This is a genomic window from Pelorhabdus sp. sgz311001 (assembly GCF_055901755.1).
This window is the reverse complement of the sequence record NZ_JBVXUT010000001.1, coordinates 1104197-1117178: the sequence shown is the minus strand read 5'-3', so window position 1 is coordinate 1117178 and position 12982 is coordinate 1104197. Positions and strand designations below refer to the sequence as shown.

Genomic DNA, 12982 nt, shown 5'->3' with positions numbered 1-12982 from the left:
GAGACGATATCATGAGCAAGTACAATCAAGTGACAAAAGAATTAGTTGAACAGTTAAAAGGCGTTGTTGGTGAAAAATTTGTTTATACTGATGCAGACAAATTAGAACCTTATTCTCATGATGAATTGACTGATTCTCACTATACGAAATTGCCGGAAGCGGTTGTTTTACCAGAAACGGCAGAAGAAGTAGCTAAAATTGTAAAATTGGCTTCTGATAACAATGTACCCATTATCGCTCGTGGCGGCGGTACGGCTTTCACAAGCGCATCAGTTGCTTTATACGGCGGCATCGTTCTTTCCGTAGAACGGATGAATAAAATTTTAGAAATTGATGAAGAAAATATGTTTATGGTGGTAGAACCTGGCGCTACGACAGCCAATGTACAAAAAGCTGCCAATGAAAAAGGCTTCCTCTATGCTGGCGATCCCTGCAGCGGTGACAGTTCTTTTATCGGAGGTAACGTAGCTACAAACGCTGGCGGTAATAAAGCCGTAAAATACGGTACGACTCGTCAACAGGTTAATGGTGTGGAAATTGTAACAGCTGATGGCGAACTTGTAACATTAGGCGGCAAATGCAAAAAAGATTCTACTGGCTATAGCCTTGTTAATTTGATGATTGGTTCGGAAGGAACGCTAGGCGTTATTACCAAATGCTATCTCAAACTGGTTCCTTTGGCGAAAAATGTATTTGATCTTTTAGCTGTATTCCCTGATTTGAAGACAGCAATTGGCATTGTACCTAAGGTTATGGCAGCAGGAATTACGCCTGTTTGTGTTGAATTTATGGACAATGAGTCGATTAAATGTTGTGAAAAGTTCTTGAATGAAAAATTGCCAAATAGTGAAGATGGTCACTATATCATTATCTCTATTGAAGGCGACAATGAAGAACTTCTGGAAGAACAATGCGTTACAATTGATGAATTGGCTACTGAACATGGCGCTATGAGCGTTCTTGTAGCTGATCCTGTACGAATTTGGAAAGCAAGAAAAGCTTATGCTGAAGCTGATCGGTCTCGCAGCTTGATTTTCTCCATGGAAGATATTGTAGTTCCGATGAATAAAATTCCTGAGACTGTAGAAAAAATCGCTGAAATTGGTCAAAAATATAATATCGCAATTCATTGCGCGGGTCATGCCGGTGATGGCAATATTCATGCTAATATTTTGAAAGATCAGCTGTCTGAAGAAGAATGGCATGATAAACTGCCGAAACTGCAGCATGAAATTTATTCAGCTGTTTACGAAGTTGGCGGAAAATTGTCAGGTGAACATGGCATTGGCTATAAACGCTTGAAACTGTTAGAAGAATATGGCAATCCTGTCGAACTCAAAATGATGAAAGCAATTAAACAAGCTTTAGATCCGAAAAATATTCTTAACCCAGGCAAAGTAATTGCTGTAGATTGATTTTTTGGTTTTACTGACTGTAGAAAAGGGGTCTCCAGAATGAAATTCCAGCAGATTGTAACCCGGAAATTATATGAGCTTGTGATTGATCAAATCAAAGAAATGATTTATCACAAACGATTGGTGAAGGGGGATAAGCTGCCGTCAGAAAGAGACTTGGCCGTACAACTCGGCGTAAGCCGTACAGCGATCAGAGAAGCTTTAAGAGCGTTAGAGATGCTTGGCCTTATTGTGAGTCATCACGGTGAGGGAACTTTTATCGCTTCTGCTTTTCCGGAAGAAAAACTCTTTGAACCACTCTCACTTGTTTTTATGCTTGAGGACAATCCGACAGAGTTAAGCGAGGTGCGGGCGATGCTTGAAATACAGTGCGCCGGCCTCGCTGCTGAAAAAATTAAACCTGAGGAATTGCAACTTTTAGCGGCGTGTGTACAGGAGTTTCAAACATCTCAGGAAAGTCCGCTTCTTGCGGAAGTAGATAAGAATTTCCACACGCTGATTGCCAAAGCTAGCCATAATCGTCTTCTCTATCACTTATATTCTTCGATTCATGAAGTGGTGAGTCATCATATCGTGAATATGCGCTATTTGATTATCAGTGATAGACAAAATTCTTCCATTTTATTGCATCAGCATAAAGCAATTTATGAATCCATTGCCACTGGTGATGTGAAAAAGGCTAGGGAAGCGATGACAGAACATATGGTTTTTGTACGCAGTCAATTTGATTCAAAATATGAAATGGAAATTCGTACTGAGACGCGAGAGCAAATCTAGGATAACTACAACAGAATGATTACTTTTTAAGAGTCGGCTTTATGCCGACTCTTTTTGCATAGGCGTCCTAGTTGTTCAATATATATAATATAGGCAGTCAGTTTTTTTCAGAAAACGAATCATATGAGGCGGCGATAAGATGGTTAGGGTATGGATCTTTTCTGGTTCACGCAGGTGGAAAAATTGGTGCTTTCTTTTTGGCGGTGCCGCGTTGTGTCTTACTCTTTTCTTTATGCCCTTTTTAGCATTTGAAAAGCCGCAGCCAATTTATCAAGGCAACGCGGCCGAAAAGAAAGTGGCTTTTGCTTGCAATGTGTTTTGGGGCGAAGATATTTTACCAATTATGGCGGAACGATTAAAGCCTTACCATATTACTTTTTTTATCGGCGGAATTTGGGCAGAAAAGCATCCGGATCTTGTTAAAAGTTTAGCTGAAGCAGGTCACGAAATTGCCAATCACAGTTATAACCATCCTCATCCCAATCGTTTGAGTAAAGAAAAAAATCAAGAACAAATTTTGCAAACAGCTGCATTGCTTGAAAGTATTACAGGGCAAACAAATCGTTTATATGCGCCACCCTATGGTGAATTTAATGATATTGTCCTTCTCGCTGCTCAAGAACTTGGTTATACAACGACGTTGTGGAGTATTGATACGATAGATTGGCAGAAACCATCGCCAGAAGTCATCATGAGCCGAGTTATGAAAAAAATTCATCCAGGCGCCATTATTTTAATGCATCCAATGGCTGCAACGTCTCAGGCTTTGCCTGGTTTGATCCAAAAATTAACGGAAGAAGGTTATCAAATTACAACCGTATCTGATGTAATTGCTTCGAAAAAGCAGGCCCAGTGAGGCCTGCTTTTTTTGCCAAATAGTTCAATTGCCCCTTGGGGGAGGCTATGTTATCATTGTTTACATAATGTTATAAGGAGTTTGTTACGCTTTTTTGTGTCAGCTATTAGTCGGGAGGATTTCATGGAGAAACGCCGGGTGTTATTTGCTTATTGCTTGTTTATTACTTTAGTTTTTCACTTGTTTTTGCCCCTTCGCTCTGCCGCCGCTTTTTCAGCACAGGATCTGTTTACGACAGCTAGTACAAGCGGTAGCTCTGGACAAGTAAACATTATGGATCTTTTAATAGGTCTTTTACTAGGAAAGTTTTTTGGTCAATCAGCATCTGCAGATCATTCCGGCCAGAATACTTTGAATTCTTCTGGTAAAGAACTGATTGGCTTTTATGCGGAATGGTATGGTCAAGATCAATCATCCTACCAGGATTTTTTGAGTCATACAAATCAAATTGGAACGATTGCTCCGTTTTGGGCTACTCTGAGTGAGACGGGAGATCTTACGAATCGTGGCGGCGACGATCATACAGCTGTTGTAGCGTTAGCTCATAGGAATCAACGACAGGTACTCTTGCTTGTTAATAATGCAAAAGCGACAACTGGAATTGCGCCAATTGATACTATGCTAGAAAATCAAGCAGCAAGAAGTCAAGCGATAGAAAGTATAAGCGCCTATATTAAGAAATATCATTTAGATGGCGTAAATATTGATTTTGAAGGCGTATCAGCTGCACGTAAGCAAGATTTAACTACGTTTATGGCCGAATTGAGTCGTGAGTTAAAGCCGCAGGGCTATATCGTATCGATGGATGTTTTTCCAAAAGAAAATGAAAACAATGATGTGGCAGCGGTCTATGATTATGCCGCCCTGGCAAGTTATACTGACAAGCTGATTGTAATGACCTACGATCATCACGGAACTTGGAGTGATGCGGGAGCCATTGCTGATATAAGCTGGGTAGATCGCAGTGTAGTTTATGCTCTGAATTTTATTCCTAAGAAGAAATTATATCTTGGCTTGGCTGGCTATGGTTATGATTGGTCAGTAAAAGGCGTGACTAGTTTAGAGTATGGAGAAGTCAGTAAGTTGCAGCAAAAGTACCAAGCGAATGTTCTTTGGGACGAAACAAGTAAATCATCTCATTTTTCCTATCAAGAAAAAGATGGGACAAGCCATCAAGTATGGTTTGAGAATAGTCGCAGTCTGGCCTATAAGTTAGATTTGGTGAAAAAATATGATTTAGCAGGTGCGGCGCTTTGGAAGTTAGGTGAAGAAGATCCTGATTTTTGGCCAATGCTTCAGACAAAATGGATTCCATAGAGGAGGAGTTTTATGCGAACGAAACAACGAGTTATTCTAATTTTGTTGATTTTTTGTATCGTGCAAATTGCATCTTTTAGTGCCACGGCTATCGCAGCTACGCCTGATGTAGCACAAATTTTAACGGCTGCTACTACATCAACCGTTGCAGCTCCTACATCAGGCGGTGGTTTATTAGGTGGTTTGTTTAGCTTTATTTTTGAAAAAATATTAGGACCACTGCTGCATATTGGTGCTTCTAGTTCTAGTAATTCTTCCAGTTCTGGGAGTTTACCGCCAACAGGGATAAGCGGCGGAAGTCATAGCGGGAGCAGTAATAGTAAAGGAGCTCTTTACGGTAAAACAATTCTGATAGATCCCGGTCATGGTGGCACAAATCCTGGTTCAGTAGTCGGTAGTTTTCGTGAGTCTGATAATAACCTAGCTGTTGGTCTTAAAGTGAGAGACTTGTTGCGGCAATCCGGTGCTACCGTGATTATGACTCGTTCCAGTGATCAGACGGTGGCTCCGATCGGAAGTACACTTACGGAAGAATTAGCAGCAAGAGTGGCGATGGCTGAAAAAAATCAGGCTGATTTATTTATCAGCATCCACTCTAATGAAAATAATGATACAACAATTCATGGAGCTACGACTTATTACTCTAGCGCTGCTTCAACACAGTTGGCTCAATTAGTCCAAAGGGCATTGGTTCAAACGACTGGAGCAGTTGATAAGGGTGTTCAGCAAGCTAATTTTTACGTAATTCGTAATCCATCTATGCCAAGTATTTTGATTGAAATGGGATTTATGTCCAATCAGGAAGAAGCGATCCAGTTAAATAGTGATTCTTACCGAAACCAAATTGCACAAGGAATTTTCCAAGGCATATCTTCTTATTTTAACTTATAAAAAATCTGATTTTAATTGACAAATAAGCCGAAACAGAGTATATTAAATTGCTTTGTTTTGGCTTTCATTTTTTAGAAAACGCGAAAAAGGCAGGATTTAATTCGGCTTAAGCGAACATTAAGAAAAGAATAGATCGAATTATGGAAAAAAAGGAGCTTATCATGTATCAAAAATCGGTGCTGTCAAATGGAATCCGCGTTGTCACGGAAGAACTATCACATGTAAAGTCGATCAGCTTTGGTGTTTGGATTGGTACGGGATCGCGCTTTGAAACAGAAGAAAATCATGGGATTTCTCATTTCCTCGAACATCTTGTATTTAAAGGAACTGATCGGTTTACGGCACAGGAACTTGCGGAACGCGTTGACGCCATCGGCGGACAAATCAATGCCTTTACGGCTAAAGAATATACTTGTTTTTATATGAAAGTCTTAGATCATCATCTAGAATTCACAGCGGACCTTTTAGCGAATATGTTGATTCATTCTAAATTTCAAGAAACGGATTTAGAGAAAGAGCGTCAAGTTGTACTAGAGGAATTGCATATGTATGAAGATGCACCGGAAGAAATGATCCATGATCTTCATTTACAGCAGTTGTGGCCTCAGCATGCCTTGGGACGCAATATTTTGGGCACGAAAGAAGCAATTGAACGATTTAATCAGTCAATGCTACTGGCATATTATCAGGCTCGCTATCAGCCCGATAATATGGTAATTGCTGCTGCCGGACATTTACAGCATGAGGAAGTAGTTCGCGTAGTAGAAAAATATTTTGGCGCTTTGCAGGGAAAGGCGAAGGCGGTAGAGATCAAACGACCTTCCTATCAAGCTGCGTTAAAAGTAGAAGAAAAAGATACAGAACAGGTTCATATTTGTGTCAGTTTCCCCAGTGTTACTTATCTTTCGCCGGATATTTATAATGTGCATATTTTGAATAATCTTTTAGGCGGTTCCATGAGTTCGCGTCTATTTCAATCAATTCGCGAAGAACGTGGTCTTGCTTATTCTGTGTATTCGTATCAGACAAGTTATCGCGACTGCGGCCTTTTTAGCGTTTATGCCGGCACTCGTCCCGCCAACGCGCAGGAAGTACTTAACTTGATTTTAACAAATTGGCAAAAGTTAAAATCAGAAAAATTTTCAGCTCAGGAATTAGAGAAGAGCAAAGAACAGCTCAAGGGTAATCTATTTTTAGGCTTAGAAAGCTCAGGAAGCCGTATGTCGCGTATAGGCCGCAATGAACTGACTTTGGAGCGCTTTGTTTCTTTAGAAGATGTAGTGGCTAAAATTGATGCTGTTACTCCAAAGAGCTTACAGCATTTTCTCGATACGATCCATTTGGCTGATGTGTCCTGTACCGCTTTAGGTCCGATCCAAAGTCTCGAGATAGGAAAGGAGTTTTCTTAAGATGAAACAACGCGGTTTTTGTTGGGTAAAACAATATGAAACAGCTGGTTTTGCTTTGCCGAAGCGAAGTACTCGCTTTAGCGCTGGCTATGATATTGCCGCTGTGAGTACACTTACTCTAATGCCACAGACGGTAACGCTTGTACCGACTGGCTTAAAGGCGTATATGCAGTCTAATGAATATCTTGGTATTCATATACGATCTTCTTTAGCTGTAAAATCTGGAATTTGTCTTGCCAATGGGCAAGGAATTATTGACGCTGACTATTATGATAATCCAGACAATGAGGGCCATATTATGTTGGCTTTACTAAATCTTAGCAAAGAGCCTTTTGAAATAGTTCCTGGCATGCGTCTAGCTCAGGGGATTTTTTATTCTTATCTCACGGTAGATCAAGATGAAACGCCAGCAGAGCGCCAAGGTGGCTTTGGCAGTACTGGCAAGTAAATTTTTCTTCTTAAAGGAAAAGCTTTGGCATAAGCTAGTAAAAAGAGGAGGCTGATTATGGCCGAATTATTTTTACTTGCTTGTTTGGGCCTTAGCTTTTTCTTTTCGCTCAAATGGCGACTGAAGCGAATTCGCCAAAGCCCAGCCCTTAAAACAGCTGTTTCACCGTTATCAATGGCATTGACAGATCTGGTGGCAACGGCAGGGGGAATTTATTTATCGCTGATTATGGCTGCGGCTTTTTTGAAAATTGCTGTCCCGGAAGTGTTATTTATTTATGGACTAAGCTTTGACCCTCTCGCTTTTTTCTCGCTCCTTGTCACTTTACTACAGCCCTTATGGGGGATATTCTTTACTAAAGAATGAGAAGGTGGACTGCATGCGCTTATGGGAAATGAAAGGCAAAGAAGTCATTAACCTTGCTGATGGGTCACGTCTTGGCGTAGTTGATGAATGTGAGCTTTGTTTTGATGAAGCAACAGGAAGAATTCAGTCTATGCTGCTACCACGGTATGGCGACTTTTGGCAATTTTTCCGCTCAGAAAAAATTGCTGCGATTCCTTGGCCGACGATTAAACGAATTGGCCAGGATTTTATCTTAGTTGACGGACGCTCATCGAAAGCAATCGAATAATTTTGCTTTTGTATATTTCTCTTGCTTTAAGAGACAATATAAGAAGAGTCATTCTTGTTTATTGTCATTTTAAGGAGGGAAATACATGAGAGAAGGTACTGATACTTCACAAACGGGGACTGTTACGTCTGCTTATGACGCTTCGTTGTCGCAAACAGTTCGCCCGGGGTCAACGACTACGCTGGGAGCTATGAATCAGCCAAGTCAGATAGAATCTGGCGCGCCCCTTGCTACAGAAGTTTCTAATGCGAAATCTTCACAATCGGGAAATCAAGTAAGCGGCTCTATGGGAGCAGGCAGTTCTGTAACGATGGTTGTTGCTTCATTTGAACAGAAAAACCAGGCAGAACAGGCTGTAAATCAGCTTCGTCAGCAAGGATTTACGACAGAAGAAATTAACATTGTGGCTAAACAGCAAGCCGAAGGCGCCGAATCGACTGATTTTTATAATGACGATGTAACGGACGGGGCTTTGGCTGGCGGTACGCTTGGCGGCATTGGCGGGTTGCTAGTTGGCGCAGGCGCCTTGGCAATTCCCGGTATTGGTCCGATTGCCGCTGCCGGTCCGATTGCGGCAGCTCTAAGTGGTGCTGTAGCTGGCGGGATTGCTGGCGGTTTAATTGATTATGGTATTCCGGCAGAAGCCAGCAAAGATTATGAAGAAAAGATTACGCAAGGGAAAATTTTGGCTATGGTTCGTACTACGGGAACTAAAATATCACAAGCAAGCTCGATTTTTACACAAAATGGGGCTAGTGAGGTGAATACTCACGCGATTGGTCAATCGTGATACGCTGTTAATAAATTTGATAAAGACAAAAAAGTTGGTAATTTTCATTGACAGCTATTAGGAGAATGGTGTAAACTGTTACTAATTTCATATTTGTGAATCTTTATGATATAGAGGTGCAGGTAACAAGAGTACTTTCAGGAAGAGTAGCGTTGATGATCTGGAAGAAAAGGGTTAACTGCCGAAGTATAAGTAACTGCTAGGTTATTATACTGGTTTTGTGCCAAATAGGTATAAGACTGTCACCAATGATAAGCTTGGTGGAGCGCTATCTCATTTGATGTAAGAAGAAAACCTTTGAAGGAATTTACTTTTTACTTCTATGCGCTTCTAGAATTATCAGCCGGTGAATTGAAAGCCGGCTGTTTTTATTTTGATTTTATTTTAGGAGGTTTCATCATGGAGAAGATTACCGTATTAGTCAGCGGCGCTTGCGGCCGCATGGGCCAAGAGGTTGTAAAGGCTGTTGTGAGAGATGAATCTTTGGAATTGGTCGGAGCAGTCGATAAACATCATGCAGGCAAAGATATTGGTGAAATTGTAGGTTTAGGAAAGCTCAATGTCCCCATTGTTGCCGATTTAGCCGAAGCTTTGCAGCAAGGAAAAGCTTCCGTTATGGTTGATTTTACGAACCCTGACGCCGTGATGCCCAATATTCGTTTGGCTTTGAATAATGGGGTTGCACCTGTTGTTGGGACAACCGGATTTTCTACTGATGATGTACAGGAAGTACGCGCGCTTTGCCAAAAAACAGGTGTGAATGCTTTGATAGCACCAAACTTTGCGATTGGCGCCATTTTACTTATGAAGCTTTCGGTGCAGGCGGCGAAATATATGCCTCATGTAGAAATTATTGAACTACACCATGATCAGAAACTGGATGCTCCTTCAGGTACAGCGCTTCGCACTGCTGAGCTGATTGCTGAAGTCAGAGGAGAAATGAAACAAGGTCATCCCAATGAGGTAGAGAAAATTCCTGGTAGCCGCGGCGGTCAGCTTGCGGGAATTCCGTTGCACAGTGTTCGCTTGCCAGGCTATGTAGCTCATCAGGAAGTTATTTTCGGTGGTTTAGGGCAAACCTTGACGCTGCGCCACGATAGTATTTCACGCGAGTCTTTTATGCCTGGCGTTACGTTGGCTTGTAAGAAAGTGCTTACTACATCTGGCTTAACTTTTGGCTTAGAAAATATTTTGGACTAATTCTTATCAAATGATTCTAAATTTTTATGAGTTGGAGTGTGGATATGATGAAAAAACCAAATGTTGCTATTTTAGGAGCTACAGGTGCTGTTGGCAAAGAGTTTTTAACGCTGATTGAAGAACGGAAATTTCCTTTTAATGATTTAAAATTGTTGGCCTCCAAACGTTCAGCCGGTACGAAAATTGATTTTATGGGGAAAACTTATATTGTGGAAGAAGCAACGGAAGATTCCTTTAAAGGGATTGATATTGCTCTTTTTGCCGGTGGTTCAGCCAGCAAAACTTTTGCGCCTGCTGCGGTAAAAAGCGGTGCCGTTGTGATTGACAATTCCAGCGCTTTCCGTATGGATCCTGAGGTTCCTTTAATTGTGCCGGAAGTGAATCCTGAAGCGATTAAAGAACATAAAGGTATTATTGCCAATCCGAATTGCTCAACGATCATCATGCTTATGGCTTTAAAACCAATTTATGACCGCGTGAAAATTAAACGGATTGTTGTTTCTACCTATCAAGCCGTATCTGGTGCTGGTAAAGAAGGCATCGAAGAATTAACGAATCAGGTGGAAGCTGTCATGAATCATCGTTCGGTTGAAGCGAATATTTTGCCTAGCGCTTCCTTACCAAAGCATTACCAGATTGCTTTTAATTTACTGCCACAGATTGATGTTTTTGTGGAAGACGGCTATACCAAAGAAGAAATGAAAATGGTACATGAAACACATAAGATCTTAAATGACTATACTATAGGTATAACGGCAACAACGGTACGCGTTCCTGTATATCGCAGCCATTCTGAATCCATTAATCTGGAACTTGAAGGGCCGCTTTCTGTCGAGGCAGCTAAAGAGGTTTTGGCAGCTTTCCCAGGCGTAATTGTAGAAGACGATCCAGCGCAGCAGATCTATCCTATGCCGCTGTTTACTTCTGATAAAGATGATGTTTTTGTCGGACGAATTCGTCCTGATAAGTCGGTACAATACGGTTTGAATCTTTGGGTAACAGGCGACCAGATTCGAAAAGGCGCCGCACTGAACGCGCTCCAAATTGCCGAGTATATGATTCAAGAAGAATTAGTTTGAGGTGTCGTAAATGCGGATACTTGTTCAGAAATTTGGCGGGACTTCTGTGGCTACGCCAGAGGCACGCCAACGGGTTGTTAAAAAAGTAAAAGAAGCTATGGCTGAAGGGTATGCACCAGTAGTTGTTGTATCAGCCATGGGGCGGAAAGGCGCTCCTTATGCGACAGATACGCTGTTATCAGTCCTTAACGAAGCCAATCCTAAAGTAGCAAAGCGAGAAGTGGATTCACTGCTTTACTGCGGTGAAATGATTTCTGCTTCCGTTATGGCAGCAACGCTGCAAGTTGCCGATGTGGCTAGCGTAATGCTGACAGGCGGTCAAGCCGGCATTATTACAGATGATCAATTTACCAACGCACGCATTCTAAAAATTGATACAGCTCCTTTGCTACGATTGCTTAAGGCCGGTAAAATTCCTGTGGTTTGTGGTTTTCAAGGCGTCACAAAAAATGGTGAATTTACCACTCTAGGGCGGGGCGGCAGTGATACGACAGGCGCTGCGCTTGGCGCCGCCTTAGAGGCAGAGCGCGTAGAAATTTATACAGATGTAGACGGAATTATGACAGCTGATCCACGGATGGTTACGAATGCCCGGATTCTTGACTGTGTGAGTTACGGTGAAATTTGTCAAATGGCGCATCAAGGTGCGAAAGTGATTCATCCACGAGCGGTAGAAATTGCTATGCAGAAAAATATCCCGCTTGTTGTAAAGTCAACTTTCAGTGACGCTCCTGGTACGCTCATTACAACATTAGCGGCAGAAACTGGTGAAGGTTCTGCCGTGTCTGATCGAGTGGCTACCGGTGTTGCTTATCTTGGTTCGATCGCTCAGGTTAAGATTGATGTAAACTCGACAGCGTCCCATGAAGCAGCATCTCAGGTTTTTCGGGCTATGGCGGAAAACAATATTAGCGTTGATCTGATTAATGTTCATCCTGGGCAAATTATGTTTACAGTAAAACAGGAATATATTCCGCTTGCGCAGACCAAGCTAAAAGACCTTGACTTTTCTCCAGAAATTTTAGCTGATTGTGCTAAGGTTTCTGTAGTTGGCGGCGGTATGCGCGAAGTTCCTGGGGTTATGGCGAATTTCGTTGATGCCTTGACAACAAGCCGAATCGAAATTTTGCAAACAGTAGATTCGCACACCTCCATTTCAGCACTAGTGCGGCAAGATGATGTAAAAGCTGCACTCTTAGCGCTTCATGAACGGTTTGGCCTGGCCTAACAGGCAGACGCTTTTTATCTGAGGAGGAAATTACATGAATTCTTTTGGCCGAATATTAACAGCTATGGTCACGCCTTTTCATGACAATGGCTCGGTCAATTATGAAGCCGCGAGTCAATTGGCTCAGTATCTTGTCAGTAACGGATCAGACGGACTCGTTGTTGCTGGCAGTACTGGCGAAGCTGCTACAATGACGAAACAAGAGAAAATTGAACTTTTTAAAACAGTACTGGCCGCAGTAGGCGATAAAGCGACCGTTATTGCTGGTACTGGAACGAACGATACGCAATCTACCATCGATATGACGCAGGCCGCTGAAGCAGTAGGCGTACATGGCGCTTTGGTAGTAGGCCCTTATTATAATAAACCACCGCAAGAAGGGTTTTATCAGCACTTTAAAGCAGTAGCAAATGCAACGACTTTGCCGATTGTTATATATAATGTGCCAGGCCGAACCGCTTCCAATATCTTGCCTAGTACGATTATTCGTCTTAGTGAAATAAAAAATATCGTAGCTGTCAAAGAATCGAGCGGCAATCTTGATCAGTTTGCTGAGGTTGTCAGCAATACGCCTGAGGACTTTTTAGTCTACAGCGGTGATGATTCATTAGCTTTACCAGGCTTAGCTGTCGGCGCTCATGGCGTAATCAGCGTAGCTGCGCATATTGCCGGAAAGCCCATGCAGAGCATGATACAGTCTTTCTTGGCAGGCGATACGAAACGTGCCGCTAAATTACATCAGGCTCTCTTAGCCATTTATAAAGGACTCTTCATCACAACAAATCCGATTCCTGTTAAAACAGCTGTGTCCATGTTAGGCCTTGCGGTAGGGCCGCTACGGTTGCCGCTGATCGCAGCAACAGAACAGGAGCGGCTTCAAATTGCGGCAACCGTGAAGCTGGCTCAGTCGCTATCTCTATAAATTATCGTTAAAAAGT

General features: G+C 42.1%; 14 protein-coding genes and 1 riboswitch. All 14 genes read left to right on the top strand.

Annotated features, from left to right (window positions below; genetic code table 11):
• The first annotated feature begins 11 nt into the window (after positions 1-11).
• On the top strand, positions 12-1415 hold the full coding sequence (locus tag AC0MXB_RS05740) for an FAD-binding oxidoreductase (protein WP_474038648.1): 1404 nt from the start codon (positions 12-14) through the stop codon (positions 1413-1415).
• A gap of 39 nt (positions 1416-1454) precedes the next feature.
• Entirely contained in the window at positions 1455-2192 is a 738-nt protein-coding gene (locus AC0MXB_RS05735) for a FadR/GntR family transcriptional regulator (protein WP_474038647.1), read from the top strand.
• 139 nt (positions 2193-2331) lie between these two features.
• The gene (locus AC0MXB_RS05730) at positions 2332-3048 is read left to right on the top strand and encodes a polysaccharide deacetylase family protein (RefSeq protein ID WP_474038646.1); all 717 of its coding nucleotides are present in this window, start codon (positions 2332-2334) and stop codon (positions 3046-3048) included.
• A gap of 123 nt (positions 3049-3171) precedes the next feature.
• Positions 3172-4365 carry a glycosyl hydrolase family 18 protein gene (locus AC0MXB_RS05725; protein ID WP_474038645.1) on the top strand — a complete coding sequence of 398 codons (1194 nt, stop codon included), beginning with the start codon at positions 3172-3174 and terminating at the stop codon, positions 4363-4365.
• A 12-nt stretch (positions 4366-4377) separates the two neighbouring features.
• A complete protein-coding gene (locus AC0MXB_RS05720; RefSeq protein ID WP_474038644.1) occupies positions 4378-5256 on the top strand; it encodes an N-acetylmuramoyl-L-alanine amidase family protein in 879 nt (292 codons plus the stop codon).
• Between the two features lie 161 nt (positions 5257-5417).
• A complete protein-coding gene (locus AC0MXB_RS05715; RefSeq protein WP_474038643.1) occupies positions 5418-6665 on the top strand; it encodes a M16 family metallopeptidase in 1248 nt (415 codons plus the stop codon).
• Between the two features lies 1 nt (position 6666).
• The gene (dut, locus tag AC0MXB_RS05710) at positions 6667-7113 is read left to right on the top strand and encodes a dUTP diphosphatase (protein WP_474038642.1); all 447 of its coding nucleotides are present in this window, start codon (positions 6667-6669) and stop codon (positions 7111-7113) included.
• A gap of 57 nt (positions 7114-7170) precedes the next feature.
• Complete coding sequence (locus AC0MXB_RS05705) at positions 7171-7479, top strand: hypothetical protein (RefSeq protein WP_474038641.1); 309 nt, start codon at positions 7171-7173, stop codon at positions 7477-7479.
• A gap of 13 nt (positions 7480-7492) precedes the next feature.
• Positions 7493-7747, top strand: coding sequence for a YlmC/YmxH family sporulation protein (locus tag AC0MXB_RS05700; protein WP_474038640.1), 255 nt, complete (start codon positions 7493-7495; stop codon positions 7745-7747).
• Positions 7748-7832: 85 nt separating this feature from the next.
• Positions 7833-8537, top strand: coding sequence for a general stress protein (locus tag AC0MXB_RS05695; RefSeq protein WP_474038639.1), 705 nt, complete (start codon positions 7833-7835; stop codon positions 8535-8537).
• Between the two features lie 103 nt (positions 8538-8640).
• A riboswitch (Lysine riboswitch) is annotated at positions 8641-8816 on the top strand.
• Positions 8817-8936: 120 nt separating this feature from the next.
• Positions 8937-9737, top strand: a complete 801-nt coding sequence (dapB, locus tag AC0MXB_RS05690; protein ID WP_474038638.1) for a 4-hydroxy-tetrahydrodipicolinate reductase — start codon at positions 8937-8939, stop codon at positions 9735-9737.
• A gap of 47 nt (positions 9738-9784) precedes the next feature.
• On the top strand, positions 9785-10816 hold the full coding sequence (locus AC0MXB_RS05685) for an aspartate-semialdehyde dehydrogenase (RefSeq protein WP_474038750.1): 1032 nt from the start codon (positions 9785-9787) through the stop codon (positions 10814-10816).
• Positions 10817-10826: 10 nt separating this feature from the next.
• Positions 10827-12044, top strand: coding sequence for an aspartate kinase (dapG, locus tag AC0MXB_RS05680; protein WP_474038637.1), 1218 nt, complete (start codon positions 10827-10829; stop codon positions 12042-12044).
• A 34-nt stretch (positions 12045-12078) separates the two neighbouring features.
• Positions 12079-12966 (top strand): 4-hydroxy-tetrahydrodipicolinate synthase, encoded by an 888-nt coding sequence (gene dapA / locus AC0MXB_RS05675; RefSeq protein ID WP_474038636.1) that lies wholly within the window; start codon positions 12079-12081, stop codon positions 12964-12966.
• Positions 12967-12982: the final 16 nt, after the last annotated feature.